At 53.1% G+C, this 22,540-nt stretch carries 20 protein-coding genes; 3 read left to right on the top strand and 17 right to left on the bottom strand.

What is annotated here, in order from left to right:
- Positions 1-4: 4 nt before the first annotated feature.
- The 6 genes from queG to AN477_RS00415 all read right to left on the bottom strand — a co-directional run bounded on the left by queG (position 5) and on the right by AN477_RS00415 (position 5,897).
- Positions 5-1,147 (bottom strand): tRNA epoxyqueuosine(34) reductase QueG, encoded by a 1,143-nt coding sequence (gene queG, locus AN477_RS00435; RefSeq protein ID WP_054967218.1) that lies wholly within the window; start codon positions 1,145-1,147, stop codon positions 5-7.
- A 6-nt stretch (positions 1,148-1,153) separates the two neighbouring features.
- Positions 1,154-1,603: a ribonuclease HI gene (rnhA, locus tag AN477_RS00430; protein WP_054967217.1), complete on the bottom strand. Its 450-nt coding sequence runs from the start codon at positions 1,601-1,603 to the stop codon at positions 1,154-1,156.
- 83 nt (positions 1,604-1,686) lie between these two features.
- Positions 1,687-1,860 (bottom strand): hypothetical protein, encoded by a 174-nt coding sequence (locus AN477_RS24095; protein ID WP_157061735.1) that lies wholly within the window; start codon positions 1,858-1,860, stop codon positions 1,687-1,689.
- Positions 1,853-2,968, bottom strand: a complete 1,116-nt coding sequence (locus AN477_RS00425; RefSeq protein WP_054967216.1) for a GerAB/ArcD/ProY family transporter — start codon at positions 2,966-2,968, stop codon at positions 1,853-1,855. Before AN477_RS00425 ends, AN477_RS24095 begins: the two co-directional genes overlap by 8 nt.
- Before the next feature lie 42 nt (positions 2,969-3,010).
- Positions 3,011-4,975 carry a spore germination protein gene (locus AN477_RS00420; protein WP_245631663.1) on the bottom strand — a complete coding sequence of 655 codons (1,965 nt, stop codon included), beginning with the start codon at positions 4,973-4,975 and terminating at the stop codon, positions 3,011-3,013.
- 322 nt (positions 4,976-5,297) lie between these two features.
- Positions 5,298-5,897, bottom strand: coding sequence for a DUF2140 family protein (locus tag AN477_RS00415; protein ID WP_054967215.1), 600 nt, complete (start codon positions 5,895-5,897; stop codon positions 5,298-5,300).
- A gap of 83 nt (positions 5,898-5,980) precedes the next feature.
- Between AN477_RS00415 and AN477_RS00410 the strand changes: the two genes are divergently transcribed.
- Entirely contained in the window at positions 5,981-6,289 is a 309-nt protein-coding gene (locus AN477_RS00410; protein WP_054967214.1) for a DUF2614 family zinc ribbon-containing protein, read from the top strand.
- Positions 6,290-6,345: 56 nt separating this feature from the next.
- On the opposite strand, the gene nth is transcribed toward AN477_RS00410, so the two are convergent.
- The 4 genes from nth to AN477_RS00390 form a co-directional block, all read right to left on the bottom strand.
- Positions 6,346-7,065 carry an endonuclease III gene (gene nth / locus AN477_RS00405; protein WP_054967213.1) on the bottom strand — a complete coding sequence of 240 codons (720 nt, stop codon included), beginning with the start codon at positions 7,063-7,065 and terminating at the stop codon, positions 6,346-6,348.
- A 35-nt stretch (positions 7,066-7,100) separates the two neighbouring features.
- A complete protein-coding gene (locus AN477_RS00400) occupies positions 7,101-8,537 on the bottom strand; it encodes a bifunctional metallophosphatase/5'-nucleotidase (RefSeq protein WP_054967212.1) in 1,437 nt (478 codons plus the stop codon).
- A 167-nt stretch (positions 8,538-8,704) separates the two neighbouring features.
- Positions 8,705-9,277 carry an HD domain-containing protein gene (locus tag AN477_RS00395; protein WP_054967211.1) on the bottom strand — a complete coding sequence of 191 codons (573 nt, stop codon included), beginning with the start codon at positions 9,275-9,277 and terminating at the stop codon, positions 8,705-8,707.
- Positions 9,274-9,924: a YktB family protein gene (locus AN477_RS00390; RefSeq protein WP_054967210.1), complete on the bottom strand. Its 651-nt coding sequence runs from the start codon at positions 9,922-9,924 to the stop codon at positions 9,274-9,276. Before AN477_RS00390 ends, AN477_RS00395 begins: the two co-directional genes overlap by 4 nt.
- Positions 9,925-10,271: 347 nt before the next feature.
- Here AN477_RS00390 and AN477_RS00385 point away from each other — a divergent pair, with 347 nt between their 5' ends.
- Entirely contained in the window at positions 10,272-13,988 is a 3,717-nt protein-coding gene (locus AN477_RS00385) for an efflux RND transporter permease subunit (protein WP_054967209.1), read from the top strand.
- A 62-nt stretch (positions 13,989-14,050) separates the two neighbouring features.
- Here AN477_RS00385 and AN477_RS00380 read toward each other — a convergent pair whose 3' ends face one another.
- On the bottom strand, positions 14,051-15,415 hold the full coding sequence (locus AN477_RS00380; protein ID WP_054967208.1) for a ribonuclease H-like domain-containing protein: 1,365 nt from the start codon (positions 15,413-15,415) through the stop codon (positions 14,051-14,053).
- Between the two features lie 2 nt (positions 15,416-15,417).
- On the bottom strand, positions 15,418-17,760 hold the full coding sequence (locus AN477_RS00375) for a DEAD/DEAH box helicase (protein ID WP_083485798.1): 2,343 nt from the start codon (positions 17,758-17,760) through the stop codon (positions 15,418-15,420).
- A gap of 300 nt (positions 17,761-18,060) precedes the next feature.
- Here AN477_RS00375 and AN477_RS25595 point away from each other — a divergent pair, with 300 nt between their 5' ends.
- Positions 18,061-18,636 (top strand): transcriptional regulator, encoded by a 576-nt coding sequence (locus AN477_RS25595; RefSeq protein WP_054967207.1) that lies wholly within the window; start codon positions 18,061-18,063, stop codon positions 18,634-18,636.
- 189 nt (positions 18,637-18,825) lie between these two features.
- On the opposite strand, the gene AN477_RS00365 is transcribed toward AN477_RS25595, so the two are convergent.
- From AN477_RS00365 to AN477_RS00345, 5 genes are all read right to left on the bottom strand, one after another.
- Positions 18,826-19,350 carry a DUF402 domain-containing protein gene (locus tag AN477_RS00365; RefSeq protein WP_054967206.1) on the bottom strand — a complete coding sequence of 175 codons (525 nt, stop codon included), beginning with the start codon at positions 19,348-19,350 and terminating at the stop codon, positions 18,826-18,828.
- Entirely contained in the window at positions 19,325-20,644 is a 1,320-nt protein-coding gene (gene ytvI / locus AN477_RS00360) for a sporulation integral membrane protein YtvI (protein ID WP_157061734.1), read from the bottom strand. The genes AN477_RS00365 and ytvI overlap by 26 nt, the downstream gene beginning before the upstream one ends.
- Positions 20,645-20,659: 15 nt before the next feature.
- A complete protein-coding gene (locus tag AN477_RS00355) occupies positions 20,660-20,854 on the bottom strand; it encodes a hypothetical protein (RefSeq protein WP_157061733.1) in 195 nt (64 codons plus the stop codon).
- Between the two features lie 351 nt (positions 20,855-21,205).
- A complete protein-coding gene (locus tag AN477_RS00350; protein WP_054967204.1) occupies positions 21,206-21,631 on the bottom strand; it encodes a hypothetical protein in 426 nt (141 codons plus the stop codon).
- A gap of 88 nt (positions 21,632-21,719) precedes the next feature.
- A complete protein-coding gene (locus tag AN477_RS00345) occupies positions 21,720-22,505 on the bottom strand; it encodes a FadR/GntR family transcriptional regulator (protein ID WP_083485797.1) in 786 nt (261 codons plus the stop codon).
- Positions 22,506-22,540: the final 35 nt, after the last annotated feature.

Raw genomic sequence — 22,540 nt, 5'->3', positions numbered from 1 at the left:
CTTACTACTCCTCCCCCTGCAATGCGAGTTGCAACTCCTCGATGACTTCGGAATCCGACTCATCTACCAGGCATAACGTGAGTGCATTCCTCGCCTCCTCCCCGCCAATCCTGCCAAGTGCCCAAATGGCGCTGATTCGCAGTTCCTTGCGCTCGTGGTTCAGAAATGGAGTGACGAGTGGGACAGCTTCTTTCGACCTTGTATTCCCGAGTGCAATCAAAGCGTTTCGTTGCCAGGTACGAAGTCCTCGCCACGCGGCTGCTGTATGCCCATAGCGCTTCGCAAAAGAACGGTTGGTCCAAGACAGCACCTCTGCAAGGTCCGGAAACTCCAGTTCACCTGCAGGAGACGATGGCATGTATTCGCCGTGACCGGATCCCGTGACCGCCTTATTTTCTGGACAAGCCCATTGACAGGTATCACAACCCCAGACTCTTTTCCCCAAAGCAGCTCGGAATTCACGAGGGATGACGCCTTTCATCTGCGTGATGTAGGACAAACACCGTGTAGCGTCAATCACCCCTGGTGCAAGAAGCGCCCCTGTCGGGCACGCGTCCAGGCAAAGCGTGCAGGATCCGCACTTTTGCTCCAGTTCAGTCCTTACCGACTCAACTTCAATATCTACCGCAAGTGTACCGAGAAAAACAAAGGATCCGTGCTGAGGTGTGAAAAACATGCAGTTCTTCCCAACCCAGCCAATCCCCGCGCGCTCAGCGACGCGTCGATCAACAAGCGGAGCCGTATCAATGGCAGTCTTGCTTTCAATCTTTCTGCCGAGTTCCGCCTCTATCAGAGCGACCAGATGACGCATTTTGGCCACCATCACCTGGTGGTAATCTTCTCCGTACGAATACACCGTAACGTGACCATGCCAGCCTTTCTGCGGGTGGCTTCGCGCCAACTTCCGCCCTTCGTCTGTCAGGTACGCCATTGCCACGGATATCAGGCTTCGTGCAGGAGGAAACCATGTCTTTGGGTCAACTCGGGCAGCGATGTCTGCGTGTTCGAACCCGGTTCGACCACGTTTTTCATAGTCTTCAAGACGCGGGATGAGCTCCGGAAAAGGTTTTGCAGACGTGGCCCCAATCGCGTCAAACCCAGCCTCGCGGCCAAGTCTCTGCAAGGTGTGAGAAGACAACTCAGCCATGATGCTCTACCTCTTAGGGACAGCAGCCCGTGCAAGCTCGTCGCACCGCTCATTCATCTCAACCCCGGCGTGACCCTTGACTTTGTCAAATGTCACTTGATGCCGCTCCACCTCAGACAGCAGAAGTTCCCACAGGTCGCGGTTTTGCACCGGATCACCCTTACTGTTTTTCCAACCGTTCTTCCGCCATCCTGCATACCATTTTTGCTTAAAGCAGTTGATGACATAGGCAGAATCACTGTGCAAAACAACCTCACAGGGCTCTTTTAATCCCCGTAACGCCTCATAAACAGCCTTCAGTTCCATGCGCTGGTTGGTCGTATTCGTCTCGCCGCCGGAGAGCTCTTTTTCATGTCCTTCATATGTTAAAACGGCTGCCCATCCCCCCGGTCCAGGGTTGCCGGAACATGCTCCGTCTGTATAGATTTCAACCTGTTTGCGTTTAACCGATACCAATCACATCACCTCCGAGTCCATTATACCGTCCTCGGTTGTCTATGCATCTGCCAAAGGAGAGATCCTGCAGCAAAAGTCTGTTTTCAATGTGTGATCCGCCATAAAACCCATCCGGATGTGGCCACACTGCCAACGGCGATGATAAATGCCGCGTACGATCCGACAGGATTCTGCTTTGTCTTCACCCACCTGCCAAACTGGAAGGTGTAAATACCCACCCAGATTGGGATGAGCATTGTCATGATAAATCTAAACACGCGCGTCACCCCGCTTTAACTGCTGACGAAACGTCCCAATGAGAAGGATTGCGAGAGGTACTCCCAACGCCACAATCCAGCCCCAATCCAGCATCGTATCCTCCTGGCTGCGGACGACGCTTGCAACATCAGACGTCGTCAGGCTGATGGACGCACACAACAAAGCGAGTGCAGGCATAATCGGACGGTAGGATGGCCACTGGAACGTATCCGTCAGAATGTACGCTGCCGCCCATATCGTAATCGACATCTTGAGCACTGCCGCACTGACCCAGATGAAGATATAAATGCTCTCGATCCGCTGGATGAACCGCCCCGCGTGGATGACCCGTGCCAGGGAGTAAATTGGCGATGCAAGGTTTTGTGTCTCCAACGGCGCAAACACCATGTGATAGACCAACAGAAATGCTGTGAGCAACAACATGCTGTAGAGAGTGCTGCGAACACCTACTTTGCGCAGGTCTCTGTAATCCTGGGCATGAGGGTAGATGATGGAGAGCAAAAGGACGTTCAGAAAGATGGCGGATGTCTTGTAACCACCGATGGCAAGGGAACCAATACCGGAGCCCCAGAACGGAAACAAAAGTGCGGGGTGCCACCAGTTCATCGTCAGCAGGCAAAGGCCGATGAACGCGATAATGACAATCGGGAAGGCGATTTGTGCCACCCTGACAACCGCCTCCAGACCACAGGTCGCCACATAGGCGACCGTAGCGACGAACATCGCTGACACCACCAGGATTGGCGTTGCAGGAAGTACAGTGATAATCACAGTTTCTGAGAACTGCCGCATGATGCTCGCCGTTACGAAGATGAAATAACCCGCCAGGGCAAGGGCGATCGCCGTTGACACATACCGGCCAAAACCGATGCGCAGAACCTCAAGCAATCCTTTTCCTGGGAAGAACCTCCGAAACAGCTGATCCATGGCCAAGAACACAACGAGTGCCATGATGCCGGCCAGTAACGGTTCCATCCACGCTGCCTCAAAGCCATATTCAGATACCTGATCCGGATAATCCAAAAAAGCATGCGCAGCCACAAACAGGGTAAACATGCTCGTCAGTTCCCGACGGCCGACTCGTGCCTTCACGTTCCCTACTGTCATCTCGCGTTCCTCCTGCCCGAACTCAGCCTTTGTTGCGCAGTCTTACTGCTTGTCCGACCCTTTTCGCTTCGAGGATCGCGTTGCCGATCTCGCTCCCCCCCGCTTCGTTGACGACCCTGACGATTGCCCGCCTGGGGATTTTGATTCACTCTTCATCACAGACTCAGATCCAGATACCCCGCTCCAAGGGCGTGTGTAGGGCTTCTGACGCCAACTTTTCTGAGGGTAGAGGAAAAGCGGGCGCTGATTCATTTCAAACGCCGGACCGCGTAAAAATGCATCCCGGGAGCTGTCAGATTTCGGCGCTGCCGGTGAAAACAGCGGCACACCCAGCGATTGTTGAACGGTCAGTCGAGCAAGGACAGCGACGATGGCCAGTGTCAGCCCGTAAAAACCGAACAGCGCGGCGACGAACAGGAATACGAAGCGCAGAATTCGAACGCCAAACTGGAGGTTATAATTCGGAATCGTAAAGGATGCCAGTGCGGTCACGGCAATGACAATGACCAAGAGGGGGCTGACGACGCCGGCTTGGACCGCGGCTTGGCCAATGATCAATGCGCCGACAATGCCGATAGTTGGTCCGATAATGGACGGGATACGAATTCCGGCCTCACGGATCAGCTCAATGGCGAGTTCCATCATAAGCACTTCAACGATCACAGGGAACGGAACCTGCTCTCGACTGCCAGCGATGGCCATCATAAGGTCAGTAGGAATCATCTCCGGGTGATAATTCGTTACAGAAACGTACAAAGCCGGAATAAACAACGCGGAAAGAAGTGAGATCCAGCGGATCAGACGCAGAAAGCTCCCAAACGGAAAACGCAGATAGGCGTCTTCCGCGGCTTGCATCAGACCAAAAAAGACCATTGGAGCCACCATCACAAATGAGCTTTGGCCGACGAAGATGGCCACGTACCCTTCACTGAGACTCTGTGCCACTCGGTCTGGCCGCTCTGTGGTTAACGTCTGCGGAAGCCACACCCGCGGGTTGTCTTCGATAAATTGGCTGAGCGTACCTGTGTCCGCCAAGTAGTCCACATCAATGGCCTTAATCCGTCGACGAATCTCCGCAACAAGGCGTTCATTTGTCAACCCATGGATATACATGATAGCGACATCCGTCTTTGCCAATCTACCTACAGACAGCATCTCCGTAACGAGATCAGGACTGCGTAAAAGTGAGCGCACCAAAGCCGTGTTTGCCCGAAAACTTTCGGTAAACGCCTGATGGGGACCGTTGACGACGTTTTCAGTCTGTGGTGTACCGACGCTGCGATGCTCCCATCCTTTCGACTCTGCGATAATCGCCGAATCTGAGTCCTCGACGAAAATGGCGGTCGATCCGGTGAGTATTCCCGCAACTGCTTCTTCCCAGTGGTCTACAACAGCCACCTGATTGCTGGGAAGCAGTGCCTCCATGACGGTATCTATCCGCTCGGCGGTGCTGTTATGTTCCGTGATATGAGACAGCAGCATCAACGGTTCGAGCAAGTTGGTATTGACCAGCAATGTGTTCGCTAAGCCATCGACAAATACGGCGATGGCTGGCCAACGCTTGTCGATCCCGATATAAAACTCACGAATCACAATGTCTTTATTGTCTGGCAGGTGAAAGCTGCGATTCAGCCGCTCATGAACCACTTTGAGCCGAGCTGGGATAAGTGGTGAATCTGTGGTGACCGCTTTCCTTGTCGCTGCTTGCTCTTCACTCTGTCGGACGTATTTTAAGAGAGGAATGGGGCGCTGTGAACGAATGAATTCAGGTTCATCTTCCCCACGTTTTTCGTCCTCTATTTCTTCCCGCATCCCAGAATCCTGCTCAACATCTCCAGCGTTGTCTGTATCATCTCTAGCTGGTTTGGTCTTTCCTGTAGACTGGTTGTTGTTCGATGCATTGCTGTTCCCAGAATCAGAAGTCTCCGCTTCAATGAGCGAGAACTGCGTTGAAATGATGGTGTCATCCACCGTGAACATACTGGATAACCACTTTGGAACGCCCACAGAGACCCCCCTTCCATTCATGCACCATCTAGAATGTGCCTAGGGATCCAGAACTATGCGGTCATCCAAACCGGCTGTAACCGCGTGACTTCGCGTGACTTCGCGTGACTTCGCGTGACTTCGCGTGACTTCGCGTGACTTCGCGTGACTTCGCGTGACTTCGCGTGACTTCGCGTGACTTCGCGTGACTTCACGTGCTTCGGCTGCAGCGGCAAATGAACAATGGGAGCGATGACACCCACCTGTGGCGTAATGACGTAATGGCGCACGTCGGCCTATGGTGAGTGCACGCGGGCCTTGCCCACGTGCACTCACACGAAGCTTATTTCGCTTTGGATTGCAGGATGGACTTTGGAATGATGGAAATCTGAATGGTGACCTGTCGGGTGGTCGGGGAATACGAGAGGACTTTGATTCCGTAAGGATTTTGCGGTCGGTCTGTGAAATTCACATGGAGATCGTGGTTTAAGCCATCGACCACAATCCACTGCGGCCAGGGTAAGTGACGCAGGACAAAAAACAGTGCACCGAGTGGTGCAGGGATGTCCCCCATCGCAGCGCTCTGTACGTGAAGAACCAGATTGCCGCCCTGGACTTCGGGGGCAAAGACAATGTTGCATGGAATGACCCTGTCGCGCAACTTCAACCCGAGCTGGACCTGCCACGTGTTGGAAAACTGCACACTGGCATACGCAAGTACACGCTGTACGTCCTGTTGCTGTGCCAAAGCGTATTCCAAGTAGGTGTTCACCGCATCCTGACCAACGGACAATTGAACGGTCGCAGGCTTGCCATTTGTACTGATAGCTTGTGTCGGAGATTGAACAGATGTTGCTTTAGGCAAGGATCCCCACCACAATGCGCCTCCGACGACAATAAACAGATTGAGCGACAAGAGTACGATAAATGCCTTTTTCCACATGTCACCCCCTCCTTTCCCAAACGATGACTGGACAGTATCCCCCAAATCAGCTAGGATAGTCTCGCAAACATGGGGGGATCACGATGAAGTCAAATCGCTGGCGCAACTGGGGCCTTGTCTGTATGTTTGGCGGCTTTTTTGTCATGTACTGCGGCATGTACAGCCGTGCCTTGCTGCCATATCTGCTGGTTGTTGGCGGCATCGGCGTCGTGGCAGGCATCCTCATCTACTTCAGGTTCGGTCCGGTGAACCCTTCCATCGCAGAGATTGAATGTCCTCGCTGCGGAAAGCGCACTCGGCTGACGGGCCTCGAAGACGCCTGCAGTCACTGTCAACAGCCGTTACGGAAGACCAACGACGGTTCGTACGAACCTTATGTCCCACAGGAGTAGGCTCGAGAGCTTCTGATCATTGATCGCCCTTCGACTGCTTATCTGACGCTCCAGCTTTAACGACTGCTTCGGCGCCCTTTGCTTGCCTTTTTACCCGGTTTGTCTTCGAACACCTTTTCCCTCAGCTTCGATTCCTGCTGCAGTTTCTGATAAAACTGACAGAACTCCGAAACCGGGCATTGCTCACACTTTGGATTGCGAGCGCTGCATACCTGACGACCATGAAAGATCAGCCAGTGGTGCGCTTGGCTCCAAAGTTTTTGCGGAACGCGCTGGCAAACCTGCCGTTCGGTGATCTCCGGATTCATCGAGTTGGCAATGCCGATCCGATTCGCTACTCTCTGCACGTGGGTGTCGACTGCAAGCGCAGGGATGCCAAACGCATTGGACAATACCACATTCGCCGTCTTCCGTCCGACGCCGGGCAGTTGAACCAACTCTTCCTGGGTTTTCGGGACTTCACCGCCAAACTTCTCAAGTAACAACCGAGATGCTGCAATAATGTTCTCAGACTTGGCCCGGAACAAGCCTAGTTGAGCTATGTCTTCTTGCAGTATTTCCGGTGTAAGCTGTGCGTAATCCTCGGGAGTCCGATATTTTTGAAAGAGATTTGCCGTCACCATGTTGACGCGAGCGTCTGTGCACTGCGCCGAAAGCATTGTGGCTATCAACAACTCAAACGGTGTAGTGTAGTTGAGTGCACACTTTGCATCCGGATACGCCTCTTCCAGCTTACCAAGCATCCGCCTTGTCTGTGCTCTGGACAATAGATTCATATGCAGCTACCTCTCCTGGATATCCTTCAGTCCTATCATACCTGTTCAAACGACAAGTGGACACGTTGTAACCCTGCATCGGACTGGATGTTTTTGTCACCGATGTGCCGCATAAGCAGGTCACGGAGCAGCGGAGGTGGAATCTCAACATCTGTTCCTTGTTGCACTTCCGGAAACACGGATGAGAGCCAGAGATACTCGCACGTTGTTACCCGGTAGAATTTGTCCAGGTCAATTGGTTGGTCCCCAATCCGAACCTCTTCCAGCCTGACATCACCAGCCGGTTTCACCTGTCCCGTTACATGGACATTCGCGAATCCGAGGCCGCCTACAGATGAACCTCGAAATCCGAAACCAAAACCTCGCGCAGCTGTTATCTCAGGTTGGAGCCCCCGCTCGAACACATTCCAGAGTTGCCGCCCTGTCAGGGTCAGTCGAATCGGCCGAGTTGGAGTCTGACATGCACCGTGGAGGTGACGTCGCTTTACCTCCCCTGCCAAAAGACTGGCGTTCAACAGTCCCGAGACGACAAAACCGAGATCAGACGGGTAAGCCTCCCACAGTACCCCTGCTAAAAGGTTGGCAAAAGTAGACTCCCGTTCGAGTGACGTTTGAAGAGGCTTGTCGAGTTCGCAGACAGACTCATCGAGACGACCACGGATCTCAGGAAGATACGCGTTGAGCGCCTGTTCCATGGATGAGTCGAGCGGATCGCCTGTGGCCGGTTGAATGGCCGATCCCGTTACTGCAAGGAGCTCTTTCGTGTCGTCGTCGATGGTGAGGGTCGTATGTCCAAAGGCAATGGCGTGCTTTCCGACCTGGAAGATGGCCGTTCTCCCTTCATACACAGGTTCGTCCATAAAGTGATGTGTATGTCCGCCGAGAATGACATCAATTCCCGGGACTGTCGTTGCAAGGTTTCTGTCCGCCCGCAGTCCAAGATGCGACAGCACCACCACAACGTGAGCCCCCATCCGTCGCAACGTGCGCACGGCACGGTCAGCTTCTGTGACCGGATCGAGCACGTGAACGCCTAGGTATTCATAAGGCTTCGCATAATTCGGCGTGACCCCAAATACGCCGAGCTTCAAACCGCACACATCGTACATCTTCAGATCCGTGAAATACGGCAGGGGAGATCCGGTACTGTCCCGAATATTTGTTCCAAATACCAGAGCTCCGCTGTTTTGAACCAATTCCGCCCAGCCGTCAACCGGGACCGTGAGTCCTTCATTGTTGCCAAAGACCCACGCATCCACACCCAGTGCCCGCAATAATGCAGCATTGACTTGTCCAAGGGATGCCTCCGTCTCCGGGCGAACCCTGTCCATAACGTCACCGATGTCGAAGGTCAGTACGGGCTCCCCTTGCGACTCAAGGGAACTGCGCAGCGTTCTTAGTGCACAGCCGACACGCATGTGGTTTTCAAGCTGACTGTGGACGTCGTTTGCGTGCAGAATATGAACCTTCACAGACTCACCTCAACAGTACATCCATTGAACATTGAACATTGAACATTGAACATTGAACATCGAACATCGAACATCGAACATCGAACATCGAACATCGAACATCGAACATCGAACATGCCTAGACGCATCAGCCGATCCCCTGCCTGATATCCGGGCCAGCTTTAACATCAGGCGCTTTCGGTGCCATCCAGCCCAAGGCGGTCTGCGACCTGCGTCAGGGCATCTATAACAAACGCAATGTGTTCATCTAAAGGAATACCTAGCTCCTCAGCGCCTCGGTATACATCATCTCGATTTACACCGCGCGCAAATGCCTTGTCTTTCAACTTCTTTTTGACGCTCTTCACTTCAACATCAGCTACGTTTTTGGTTGGGCGTACCATGGCGACGGCCATCACAAATCCGGACAGTTCATCTGAAGCGTAAAGCACCTTATCCAAGAGCGTATTACGTTCCAGGTTGTTGTAGTCTGCATGAGCCCGGATGGCGTAAATCACATCTTCAGGGTACCCCTGCTCGGCAAGAATCCTTGCTCCAACAATGGTATGCTCGTCAGGCGTCGGATACATCTCGTAGTCAAAGTCGTGCAGCAGACCCGTGATGCCCCACTTTTCTTCATCTTCACCAAACTTGCGCGCATAGGCACGGCAAGAGGCTTCAACCGCAAAGGCGTGTCGCAGCAGCGAGTCCGTTTTGGTGTACTCTTGGAGCAATTTCAGTGCCTCATCTCTCGTCTTCACAGTGTAACCCCCAGTTCTTCAGTCTGTGCGAGTTCAAACAGCGGTAACAACGTCTGAAAACAATCACTCACTCGGGCAACAAAGGCCTCTCCGGTCATCGTTACGGCTTCTTGCCGGGGCAGAGTAATGCCGACGAGAAGTTCACCCTGACGTTTCTTCAGCAACCCGTCAGCGAGTTCACAGAGCTTGTCCACATCCACATCGCGTGCGGAAATTGCGTTCGGATCCATGTGGTTTGGCACCCATACAAAGTCCTTAGGGATTCGCGACACAACAGCTGCTGCATTTTCCCTCAACTTCGCTGCGTAATTCCCCCGTACGGGAGACTCATAAATGAGGCCAAAGAGTGCAAATGCATGCGACTCCCAAGCGCCAATCTGAAAATGCGGGTGCTTTTTGTAACCTCGTTTATCGGTGCAAAAGGCCACCCAACTATCATTCGGCGGGTTTACTGTTCGCCTCGCATGCTTTGCAACATGAGCGTAGATGGGTTGATGCAGCCAGTCACCGAGCAGCGCCGAGAAATCCTCTCCAAGTTGCTCCAATTTGGGTCGCAGGTGGCTCTTCAGCGCATCCATGCGCGATTCCAGTCCCGGGACGGAAAAAACATCGAAATCCTCATCATCAAAACCAACAAAATGCGTCATCTTGTCCCCCTCATTGACTCCTTGAATTGACTCCTTGAAAAAGATGTAGTGCACAGTTCAGAACTGTCTACTTTACAAGGTAGACAAGTTTCCACGGGATGTGCAAGTAAATCATGAAAGTTTTCTGGAAGTTACGTGAGTTGTGTGCCTGTAAGGTACCTGCAGTCCTGTAAAATACACGATACATCCACAAACATTTGGAAATCGAATTGATATGTAATCTGCTCCATTTAGCAGGATATTATTTTATTTACTAAAGATATTGTTTCCGAGCTGGGGAATGATTAGACTTAACGTGGGATTTACGTGACTGTGGATTTTTGTTCTGGAGAGGAGTCACCTTTTCAATGGGTTGGTTCACGCGATTTTCACTGAGAAACCCTGTCGTCGTCTTTTTGCTTGCTCTGCTCGTATGTGTTGGTGGCATTCTCTCTGCCTTCTCACTGAAGGAAGAATTGATGCCGAACATTGCATTCCCAGTCATCGCGGTCGTTACCCCTTACCCAGGTGCGTCTCCGCAGGCGGTCGCAACGGACGTATCCGATCCGCTCGAAAACGCCTTGCGCAATGTCAGCGGTGTTCAGACCGTCACATCGACTTCGGTTCAAAATGTCTCTGAAATCACTCTCGAACTCAGTATGAGCGCAGATTTAAACAGCGTGCAGCAGAAGGTCGAACAGGTGGTTGCCGGCGTATCTCTGCCGCAAAGCGCGATGAAACCAACTGTCCAAAACTTCTCCTTTAACTCCAGCCCTGTCGTCAATTTCACCGTGGCTTCGAAGACTGCTTCCAACAATGAACTGCGGACCATTGTCAATCAAACGATTGTCCCTGCACTTCAGGGAGTTGCAGGTGTAGGGCAGGTTCAAACCGGTGGGGCATCCGAACCAAGGGTCAACATACAGTTCAATCCAGCGCAGCTTACAGCACATAACCTGACCATGCAACAGGTGATCCAAGACCTACAGGCTGACAACGTCACAGTGCCGCTTGGCTCGCAGACCATCTCAGGATCAGTCAGTCCGTTGCAGCTGACGAGTCCGTTCTCTTCGGTTGCGCAAATAAAGTCCATCCCTATTCCCATCCCGGCGAATCCGACAGCGGGTCTGAAGGACATCGGAAAAGGCATGCAGGCGCTCGGAACGTCGGTCGGACAGCTTGGGACCGCCGTAGGTCAAATCGGTTCAGCTGTCGGACAGCTCGGCCAAGGTGTTTCCGGGTTGTCCCAAGGCCTTGCCGCTGTTCAAGCCGAAAACCAACTGATTAGCAGTCTGCAAGGCTTGCAAGGTCAATTATTTGGTGCCGAGTTAGCACTCGCCAAGCAACAAACACTGCCACAGGCCCAACAAAACCCGCAGCAAATCGCCACACTTCAAGCAACCATTGCAGCACTGTCGCAAGAACAAAAGATCATCAGTCAGAAACTAACCGGACTGCAACAACAACTTGGGGCCCTCGGAGCAGCAAAGAGCAACTCAGGAGGCGTTCCGTCGATTCCTAAGACGGGTACCCACTCAGGCACTCTGCCTGCAACCGCCGCGACCAAAACCAGCGGATCGACCAACACATCAACCACGCTCAACACCGTGCCATTGTCCGACCTTGCAACGGTCACTTTCGCTCCGCCAAACGACGGGTCCATCAACCGCACCAACGGGCAGCCAAGCGTCTTCGTCGGCGTTGTAAAGACGGAAAATGCCAACACGGTTGTGATGGCTAAAGCCGTCAACCAGGAGTTAAGCAAACTGCAAAAGCAGATGCCTGCGGGTGTGACCATCGTTCCCTTGTTTGATTCTTCCACGATGATTGTCGCGTCCGTAAACGGCATGCTCCGCGAGGCCATCCTTGGCGCAGGTTTCGCCGTGTTGGTGATCCTCCTGTTTTTGCGGAACTGGCGAACCACCATCATCGCCGTCGTATCGATTCCCTTGTCCCTGCTGATTGCCCTGATGGTCTTAAATCGACTCAACATCACACTTAACATCATGACACTTGGCGGCATGGCGATTGCCACCGGCCGCGTGGTGGACGACAGTATTGTGGTCATTGAGAACATATACCGGGCTTGGAAACGGGGACTTGGATATGGCCGCTCGTTTGTGTACTTTGCCACACGGGAAGTCGGTCAGGCCATCACTTCGTCGACTATCACGACAGTTGCGGTGTTCCTTCCACTCGGTTTCGTAAGCGGCGTGGTCGGAAAAATCTTTATGCCGTTTGCCGTCACCGTGGTCTGTTCGTTGCTCTCTTCCCTCCTGGTCGCCTTGACAGTGGTGCCTGCACTGGCATGGCTGTTCGTCGCACGTCGTCCAGAGTCCGCAGCTGATTACGGTTGGTTAAGTGGGAACCCATCGTCGACTGAATCAGTCCATCCGGTACTGATTCAGAATTCCGCACGTGCAGATGATCCGTTCGCTTCAAACGCATCTGCTCCATCCGAGTCATCCTTACAGCACACTGTGGTCATGACCCAAGCTGCTCTCGCTGACGACAAAGGAACACAACTCGCCGTTCGACCCTGGCAGCGTAAGTATCAGGGGTTCCTCCGCGGCGCCCTGAATCACAAAGCCTGGGTGCTCGGAATCACTCTCGTGCTGTTCATCGGATCGCTTGCGGTCTTACCTGCCGCAGGCAGCACCTTTATTCCTGCCTCGAATGAGAAATTCGCGACGATATCCATTCAGATGCCCGTCGGCACACCGCGGAGCAGTACCGACGCGAAGGCAAAACAAGTGGAAAACGTGCTTCACAGTTACGGATCGACCATTGACCAGTGGAATACAAAGGTCGGCTCGGACCCGGGACAACTCAGTCCATCCGGATCAGTGAGCGGTGAAAATCAGGCAACCATGTTCCTTGAACTGCAACCGAACACGAATGTCGATAGTTTTGTCAGCACCCTGCGGTCGCGCCTGCAACCTCTTTCTGGACCTGCGACCATCCAAGTCAAGACGCTGGTCATGGGTGGCTCAACCGGCGGCTTTTCCGTTAATTTGATTGGGCCAAACGCGCATGACATTCAGACGGCTGCGACGATGGTAACCAGTGCACTGAAGCAAGTCCCGGGCCTCGCCAATGTAAACAACAACCTGTCTGACAAGAGACCACAGCTCAACGTCGTTCCGCGTTTGCAGGATGCAGCGAAGTACGGTTTGACGCCGTATCAGATTGCAAACGTGGTGCAGTCTTACGTGCAAGGCCAAAGCATTGGCAATGCAAACATCAACGGTCAATCGAGAGCCGTGTGGGTGTCTCTAATACCAGCGAACCCCTTAACGTCCCTCAGTACCGTTCAGAACCTGCCCATCGCTGCACCGACGGGCCAGACGATTAAGCTCGCAGACGTCGCGACCGTACAGATGGCCTCAGCGCCTGTGCAGATTGAGCACCAAGACGGACAGCCCTATGCCAGCGTGTCTGGTGATTTCACGTCGAAGAACACTGGCAAAACCAGTCGTGATGCACTAAAGGCCATCAGCCAACTAAAACTTCCCTCCGACGTTCAAGTCCAGGTGGCTGGTGATACGCAAGAGATGAACAGCAGCTTCAAGCAGCTGATTGAAGCCATTCTCATCTCTGTCGGTCTGGTCTACATGGTCATGTTGATTGCGTTTGGCGGTTGGGCGGCGCCGTTTGCGATCCTGTTCTCGATGCCAGTCGCTCTGATTGGTGCATTCTTTGGAACGGTCATCAGCAAGCAACCCATCAGCGTGTCGTCGTTGATCGGCATCCTGATGTTGATGGGCATCGTCGTCACCAATGCGATTGTGCTGGTCGATCGCGTGGAGCAACAACGCCGACGCGGCCTGACCGTCCGTGAGGCTCTGCTCGAGGCCGGGACCACTCGGCTGCGTCCGATTCTGATGACCGCGATCGCGACCATCTGCTCCTTGCTGCCACTCGCCATTGGATTTGCCGAAGGAGCACTCATCTCTCAAGGCTTGGCCGTTGTCGTGATTGGCGGGCTCATCAGTTCAACAGCCCTCACTCTCTTCATCGTGCCGGTCATGTATGAGTTGCTGCATCTGCGCCACCACCGACGCGAACAAGCCCTGGCAGAGTAGCCAGGGCTTCGGGTGTCAGCCACGTTTTACGCTCAGGATGAGTTCGGACAGCCAAATCAGGCTCATGAGGCTGAATGCGCGCTCAGCTTTCGCTCAATGCGAGCCATACGATGTTGCAAGGCGCTTACGATCCGTTCGTCAGCGCCTCCTTTGTATCTTGGTGTACCGTTCCCTTCAACACCTGCATCGCGGCTGTACCGGAGCATCCGGTTTTTTGCTTCTCTTGCAAACATTAAAGCCGCTTGAAAATCCCCGATTCGGTGTTCATATACCTTTGCCAATTCCACACATGGAGGAACACTCCATGGATAGTGATCGGCCATTCGAAGCCAGGTCTCCACAGCCGTGTCGACGTCACCTCGCCGTTTACAGTGTAGGCTGTGCAGCCAGTGCTCTCGCCAAGAGGCGTCAGGGCAGTCCACAGCTTGATGAAAGCAGCGCAAAGCGAGATCGGACTCGTTCCATTCATCGTACAACCTCCCGAGCGCGCTCCACTCGGACGCTGCGTGAACAGAAGTACGACCAGACAGGATGTCAGCCAAGTGCCCTGCGAGCGTGACAAGACTGCAAACGTCAGTCGCATTGTGGTCAAACACCGGTACCAAACGAGATAAGATACCATCAGAGACATACTCGAAGTAGCGCATGGGGGCTTCTTTGCCCGGCAGATCATCTAACCGTTCGAGTCCAAGAATGGCCGATTCCACGGCACCGAGTGACACACGCGTCAGGGTCTGCCGCCAAAGACGGCGACTTGGATAGAGGAGATCGAGTTGACACACGACCGGAGCCTCTAACCGATGCATGGTCAGACGGTTGGACAAGAGCGGCCAGTCAAACGACTTCCCATTAAATGTGACAACTGTTACGCCATCTGGGAAGTGATCATGAATCATCACTGTCAACAGTTCGCGCTCTGCCGCGTAGTCGGCCAGAAAATACTGATGCACGACAAATTCGTCCTCTTCAAACCGCCCTACCGCATGCAGAAACGGAAATGTACCTGCCCCCGTTCCGAGGCCTGTCGTCTCTGTGTCGTAAAACCGAAAATTTTGCGCTTGCAGCTGAACCAGATCTGACAACTTTGCTGCTTTCAGGAGCCCGCCAAGGTCGGCCTCACAGAGGTCTGCGAACCGGTGGTCACCATGAGCCATGAGGATGTCGTAACGAAGCGTGCGATGCCAGACACCTTGCCCAATTTCCGAATACCCTTCTTCAGCGAACTCATGCTCTGCGTGGCAATCAGACTCGGACTTGGACTGGTATATCGGCTGCTCTACCTCTTCCGGAGAACGGATGCTTCGGGGAGCGTCAAGACTTCCGACACGGTCGGAACTGGTGCCGTCGGAACCTGAATCAGGGGTACTGCCTGGACCGCCGACCGAGGCCTGCAATGCACGCAAGCGTTCAGAAAGTGACCTTGTCATGGCTACATCCCTTCCGTCGAATGGACAGGCGCTGAGCCTTCCGTGCCTGTAGACTTATGCGCATCCCCCACCTCACTGCCGACCGCAGAGAGCAAAAGGCGCGCCACCCACTCCTTCGGTTGACCCTCCGTTTTTGACTCGGAAGACTGTGCCTGCGGGCCGATGCAAGATGGACATCCAGATTCGCAAGGACAGTTGACGACCATCTCTCGAGCCGTTGCCAACACCTCGCGGCTGGTTCGAAAGACCCGCTCCGCAAGCCCGACACCGCCTGGGTAGGCATCGTAGAGGTAAAGCGTTGGCTTTGCCGTTAACAGATCCCTTACTTCTACCGCCATATGGATGTCCGGGACAGCACACATGCAGTGGAGCGATGCTGCATGACGAAGCGCATGTGCGGCTCCTGACAATGCCGTCTCCCAAGCCTCGTTGTCAAAAGGAAGAGCAGAAGCGGGCCAGGATATCCAATACCCCACTGTGTGAAGTTCAGCTTCGGGCAGATGAATCTTGCCCCATCCAAGGTTTTCATGTGTGTCAAACTTGATCTTCTTAAACAAGGTTGCCATCGCGTTAACCATGACTTCTCCCGTGTGGTGCTTTGCAAGCCCGTCGTCTTTGTCTTCTAATGAGTCAAGAACTCGCAAACGAACGGCCAGTTCGGCATCAGTGTAGTAGTCTACATTCACAGCACGGACGAACGCTTTCCCGTTATCGAGATCGAGCCGCTCGACTTGAAACACCTTGGACTGATGCAGATAAATGGCTTCCTCATGGAGCATCGTGAGTGCACTGAAGCGGTCCATCTCACCAATGATTTCAGCCCGGGCGTCTGTCTGATCGACGATGACCACGTTGTCCTGAGCAGCGCTGCGAAGAGACACGCCGTGGCTTGGCAGTGCGTCTGACATCCAGAAGTAACGGCCATCACCGCCTTGATGCAGGACTCGGTATTCCGCCAGATAATCGAGCAGTTCCGAGGTGGTTTCAACGCCAAAGGATTCATCTCTTGAGAACGGCAGCTCATAGGCCGCGCACTTTAAGTGGTCGGTCAGGATCAGCAGGTTCTCCGGGTACACTCTGGCTGCTTCCGGTGAATGGTGCAAAATCACATCCGGATGGCCGACGACGTATTGGTCGAGCGCGGAGGCATTGGCGATAAACAAGGCGAGGGACATCCCCTTGCGGCGCCCCGCTCGTCCACTTTGCTGACGAATTGAAGCAATCGTCCCAGGGTAGCCGACGGTCACGGATGCCTGGAGCGATCCGATATCGACACCGAGCTCGAGCGCATTGGTGCTGACAACGCCTTGAATGTCACCAGTCCGGAGTCTCTGTTCGATGGATCGGCGCTCATGTGGAAGATACCCCCCACGATAACCCACCACCCGCGTACGAAGGCGTTCCGGCAGATCCGACTTCAAATAGGAGCTGAGCAGTTCCACCTGGGTGCGCGTCTTTACGAAATGAATCGTCGATACGCCTTCCTTTAGCAGCCTTCCGCCGATTCTTCGCGCCTCCATCAACGAAGATTTGCGCAGACCTAGCTGAGGCGCAAAGATGGGCGGATTGTAGAGCACTGTGTGCCGCTCGCCTTCCGGTGCCCCTGACTCGTCCACCACCTCGACATCCCGCCCGATGAGTTCACGACCGAGATCGCCCGGATTGGCCACCGTCGCTGAGGAGAGTATGAACTGGGGATGTCTTCCATAAAACGCGCAGATCCGCAGCAACCGCCGAATGACATTGGCGACATGACTGCCAAAAACACCTCGGTAAATATGTGCTTCGTCGATCACGATGTACTTCAGGTTCTCAAACAACCGCAGCCACTTTGTGTGATGGGGCAGCAGTGCCGCATGCAACATATCCGGGTTTGTCACCACGATGTGCCCGGCCTCCCGGATGCGGGTCCGGGCATGCATCGGCGTATCACCGTCGTACGTGTACGACTGTACCTGGGTTCGCAGTCCGTTTGAGATCTCATGGAGCTCAGCCACTTGATCCTGTGACAGAGCCTTCGTTGGAAAGATGTAAAGGGCCCTCGTCGACGAATCCTTGCTGATAGCATCAAGAACTGGCAGGTTATAACACAGGGTTTTACCGCTGGCCGTCGGCGTAACCACCATGACGTCCTTATTTGCATGCACAGCTTCGACGGCTTCCGCCTGGTGGCTGTAGAGCTGGCGAATCCCCTTTTTCTCAAGAACAGACACCAGGTCTTCATGCACCCACCCCGGCGTCTCTCTAAATCTTCCAATTCGTGCAGGAGCAATATCCCATGCTGTAACTTGTTCTATGAATGCAGGCGTGCGACGCCACTCATCGAGCAGTAATGAGAGTTCCAAGGTCGCGGCTCCTCTCTTCTAGATAAATTTCCACGCACACCGTACGGGGCGCTGGACAAGCCGCATCAAATCGCTGATGCAGCTGAATAAGTATTTCGCGGCAAAGACCCGAACTCCTGTTCGCTCTACTATATTTGGTATATTTTGTGTTTTTAGAATTATTGCTCTACGAAAATTTACTGTTCTAGGTCACCTTCTGCCATTTCATACATAGCATGATAAAAGAGATGGCTATTGGAGCAGTATGAATCTCACACTCCGTGGAGATAAAGTATAGTACAGACCGAGGGAGGAATTGCCTTGCAGAGTGCGCAGAAATGGGTAACCCGGTCCGACGCGTGGACCCCGGCAGACGATGAACGCCTGGCGGAGATTGTTTTAGACCACATCAGGACTGGAAGCACACAGCTCAAAGCATTTGAACAAGCGGGTAATGAACTAGGCCGTACCTCAGCTGCCTGTGGTTATCGATGGAATGGAGTTCTCCGCAAAGACAGGAGAGCAGATATCGAAACCGCCAAACAGGCGCGAAAAGCAGCTCAGAAGGCGAGTTCAAGTCCTGCAGTGCGCGAGCCACAACAGGATACATCTGCAGTAACGGTAAGTTCCGCTGATTCAATGAAAGAGGTCATTCAATTCTTGCAAACCTATGACGAGCAGTACCAGTCACTGCGTCAACGAATTCAAGACTTGGAGTCCGAGAAGGATACATTGGTTAAAAGGGTTCATGAATTGGAAAGTTCTACTGTATCACTCGTTGATGCAGCAGAAGTTACACCAGAACAACTAGAGCAAGACTCTCGTACACTATTTGCAATCATGGAACGAGCTAGAAAGTTGCTCGACCCTGGTACTCCAAAAGCACAGACTGAGTAGCGGGCAAGGTCCACTGTCAACATCCTGCAGGATGTGTCGAGTCATTATTCGTGCCGCTGATTCAACCCAGGGGAACTTCACTGTGACAGTGGACCTTTGATTTTACCTTCACGTGAAATGACAGCATGTGTCCACCTGATTTATGAATTGCCCCCAAGTGGCCAGCTGTCTATTGACGGGCACCCAGGCTTAACGGGTTGCGGGATCGGCGATGTATGACGGCACTCCTCTCCCTTTGCGCCAGAACTGTGCTACCTCCCGTGAGAACGGGCCTTCCTTCGCTTCACCCATGCGCAGTAAAGTCTCTGCTGCCCTCCATGCTGCAACACTCCATGCTTTTGGGTAGGTCACCTTCGATTCCTCAAACTCCGCAACATCCAGCAGCTTTGCTCCGTCGTCTGTCACATACACATCAAGCTCCAAATCTTGAAACAAAACACAACGCTTCTGCGGATCAAAAACAGGCGGTGTGATGATATTACAGTAGTATTCGGTGCAGCTCTCTTTCAGGAGTACAAAGACCTGGTAATACTGCTGCGGCCAAAACATCGCTATCACAGGATAAGGGCTTGACCAACTCCTGCCGTTCGCCTCAACAACCGGCCCTCCTGGAGGGATCCAAAAACTCCATGGATCATACGTAGGGAACACATCCAGCCATTGGCGATGGGGCTGTCCTTTGCCATGACTACTGACCAGTTCCAACGTTTTCATCTCTTGCTCCCATCGTCCCCTCCTGCTTACCCAGTGGAATCCCATCCGACTGAGCCTCTGACTTAGTTGCGGACTTCTCGTCCATAGTTGCAGGCTTTCCATCCATAGTTGCAGGCTTTCCATCCTCAGTTGAAGAGTTACCTTCAGATGCAGCTTTGGCCATCCCCGTTCTTTGAGCAAAACTGTTCGCAACATCGCCCTCCGCATCCTCCACGGTTGGCATCAGGTCCACAAACAAACGAATGCGCAGGAGTGACTTTATTCCAATCAGTACGATGGGGCCCACAAACAAGCCAATAACACCGACCAACTTCATACCTACATAAAGGGCGAACAGGGTTGACAAGGTATCCAGCCCCACACTGTCGGCAAGAATCTTTGGCTCGACCATGTGGCGTATCAGAGAAATGACCAGTTGCAGCATAATGATCTTTATCGCCAACGGCACGTCTCCGATTAACAGCGCACCAAATGCCCATGGGACAGTGAGCAAGGCGGAGCCGAGAATCGGGATCATGCCGGTCAAACCGAAAACGAGGCCCAGGATGACCGCGTAATGGATATGAAGCAACCACATGCCGAGGACGCCGAGCACAGCAGACAATACCATTAAAAATACTTGCACCCGAATTGTTCCTGCGAAGGCGCGCATCATGTCGTTGCTGACCACACGAACCTTCGGTGCCCAGCCTGGGGGTAACAACTTCAAGAAGTTGTTATACATACGATCTCGGTTGAGCAACATGAAAAACGATGTGATGCCCGCAATGACAACCACAAACAAATACTCTGGCATGTGCTTGACGGAGTTGATGAGGATCTTTGTCAGGCCGCTCATCAAGTCTTTCGCGGTTGTAATGGAGCTTGTGAAGGTCGACTGTAAGCTTGCGGCAACATCCGGGGGCAGTTGTCCAAACACCGTCTTGCCTACCCCAAGCTGACGTTCGACCCAGTTCTGCAGAATCAGGAAGTACTCGGGCAGATTTTTCGACCACAACGCTGCTTCCCGAGTGACAGCTACGAGCACAAACACAGACCCGATGGCAACAATTGCTATCACGCCAATCATCACAGTGAGAACTGCAGGCATTCGGCGAATACCCTGCGTCTCCAGTCTACGGACTACCGGCAACAGCAAAATCGCCACGAGCCCGCCAATGACGAATGGTAACGTGTAGCGTAATGTAGCGACGAACACAGTACACACCAGTGCTACAAAAAGGAGCAACGCCGCAACTTCAACAACGCGCCAAAAGTACTTGCGGACTCGCTTTTGATGGGTGTACTGAGTCATTTCATGTCCTCCTGGTTACGCCTTCGTACCTGCTGCCCGTCTAATTCTCGCCTTCATGACAAATGCAGCGCCAATAACAATAAATGTTACGATAAACAAAGTCGTCGCTAGAGTTGCGTGATTCTGTGCCATAGCCAAGCTTGCTGATGCAAGTCCGATCATGCTCAGCACGGCAACGATAAAATATATGAATTTTGCCTTCTTTGTCACAAACCGTCTCTCCCTCGCATTTGTGTACGGAGTTGTCGTACAGACTTCCTCCATCATATGACGTCTCCGATCATATCATACACGCCCTGCCTAATCTCCGAAACCCACAGCACTTGTGTCCATTTATGGCCATCTCCAGCGCATTTTAACCTGTTTTGACGCTATACCAAAGAATTTGACAAGTCATATCTTTGGATGATAGACAGCCAAATCGCTCCCACACGGGTAGAGCAACTTGGACGTTGAATTGAATTGGTAAAGTAAACAAACCCGAAGGCTACGTCGCTCTGACTCGACAGTCGCCTTCGGGTTATTTACTCTCTTTGTACTCTCGGCATGGATGTCTCTTGGTTAAGCTGTTGCAAAGTTTGGCAACATGCCCTCCAAAGCTGACCAGGCCTCATCCTCTGAATCTGCTGCAATCACCTGGTGTGCTCCCAACTTTCGGTACATCGCAGCTCGCGTGATGTCAGACGTTACCACGACCACGAGAGGTACGCCTGCTTCACGCAACGACTGTGTAATTAGTGCTGTAAGAACGAAATCCTCACCTTCATGGACAACAGCCACTTCAAAACCCTCGGCGGCCACTGTCTTTCGCACTTCCCCGCGCGTGCCGCGAACCGTCAAAACAGCATCTCCAAACCGACGGACAAGACGTTTATGTTCGGATTCTACGCAATCTAAGACACGTACAATCATTCCGGATTCGGTTGCGAATTTCACGTATCTTTGGCTCTCTGGGTGAAACGCTGCCACCAGCATTCTTATTGTCATGGTGTCACTCCCCCAAGATGATAGCGCTTACATTTTCATTATACAACACCATGGCATTTCTGTGAACGATCATTTTTGACCTACGAGCCTAATCTTCTTGGTCTTGTCTTTCTGTGCTTGTGTGGAACGGTCGCACATTCTCCACGTCCTCTTCTGGCTCTGTCATGCGCATTATCTCAACGGTATGCAAATGACCGACCCGCTCGAGTTCTAACTGTCGCATGATGGCCTTCCCATAGGTGTACATAATCTCCCGCGCGAAGGCAGCCTTCTTTTGAACGACGGCATCATACACGGAACGACAGGTATCCAGACCTAGGGAATCACCGCCGCTAATAAGCCGCAGACAGCTTCGAAAAGACTCCTGCATCACGCGTAAAACATTTTCTAACAGCGGATTACCTGCATGATCGGCCATGCGCAGATAAAAATTCATCTCTGCGGTGATGGCCTCTTCGGTTTTTGGCAACGCACATTCCAATTGGAACAGGCTTTGGGCCAGTTCACTGTGGGGACCGTCCATCTCTGCAAGGCGACTCGCGACTGCAGCAAGCACTGCCGTCTGAAGTTCGACCAACTCGCGGATATGTCCGAGGCCAAGCAACAGAGCTGCGTCTAACGGGTCCATCCACAAGTTCAGCGTGGCTGTACGGACGTATGTCCCATCGCCCTGTCGAAACTCAATCAGACCTTGTCCACGCAGTGTACCTAAAGCCTCTCGAACGGTTGCACGACTACATTGGTACTCATCTGCCAATTTGGCGAGCGGAGGAAGACGGTCGCCAGGCACATAGACGCCGTCTTCGATCCGCTGCCGAATGGCATTGGCAATTTGGACGTAGAGTTTTCCGGACGTGCCCGAATGTGGAGTCATTGTCGTCTCCCCCTGTCCATTACCGAGCTGCCACC

Source organism: Paenalicyclobacillus ferrooxydans (genome assembly GCF_001399675.1).
Lineage (GTDB): Bacteria > Bacillota > Bacilli > Alicyclobacillales > Alicyclobacillaceae > Alicyclobacillus_B > Alicyclobacillus_B ferrooxydans.
The sequence above is the reverse complement of the archived record's forward strand: the minus strand, read 5'-3'. Positions and strand labels throughout refer to the sequence as shown.

Excerpts from the sequence above, each read along its gene's own strand:
- queG (WP_054967218.1), bottom strand. The coding sequence starts at position 1,147 with ATGGCTGAGTTGTCTTCTCACACCTTGCAGAGACTTGGCCGCGAGGCT.
- AN477_RS00425 (WP_054967216.1), bottom strand. The coding sequence starts at position 2,968 with ATGACAGTAGGGAACGTGAAGGCACGAGTCGGCCGTCGGGAACTGACG.
- AN477_RS00415 (WP_054967215.1), bottom strand. The coding sequence starts at position 5,897 with ATGTGGAAAAAGGCATTTATCGTACTCTTGTCGCTCAATCTGTTTATT.
- AN477_RS00410 (WP_054967214.1), top strand. The coding sequence starts at position 5,981 with ATGAAGTCAAATCGCTGGCGCAACTGGGGCCTTGTCTGTATGTTTGGC.
- nth (WP_054967213.1), bottom strand. The coding sequence starts at position 7,065 with ATGAATCTATTGTCCAGAGCACAGACAAGGCGGATGCTTGGTAAGCTG.
- AN477_RS00390 (WP_054967210.1), bottom strand. The coding sequence starts at position 9,924 with ATGACGCATTTTGTTGGTTTTGATGATGAGGATTTCGATGTTTTTTCC.
- AN477_RS00385 (WP_054967209.1), top strand. The coding sequence starts at position 10,272 with ATGGGTTGGTTCACGCGATTTTCACTGAGAAACCCTGTCGTCGTCTTT.
- AN477_RS00380 (WP_054967208.1), bottom strand. The coding sequence starts at position 15,415 with ATGACAAGGTCACTTTCTGAACGCTTGCGTGCATTGCAGGCCTCGGTC.
- AN477_RS00365 (WP_054967206.1), bottom strand. The coding sequence starts at position 19,350 with ATGAAAACGTTGGAACTGGTCAGTAGTCATGGCAAAGGACAGCCCCAT.
- ytvI (WP_157061734.1), bottom strand. The coding sequence starts at position 20,644 with ATGACTCAGTACACCCATCAAAAGCGAGTCCGCAAGTACTTTTGGCGC.
- AN477_RS00350 (WP_054967204.1), bottom strand. The coding sequence starts at position 21,631 with ATGACAATAAGAATGCTGGTGGCAGCGTTTCACCCAGAGAGCCAAAGA.
- AN477_RS00345 (WP_083485797.1), bottom strand. The coding sequence starts at position 22,505 with ATGACTCCACATTCGGGCACGTCCGGAAAACTCTACGTCCAAATTGCC.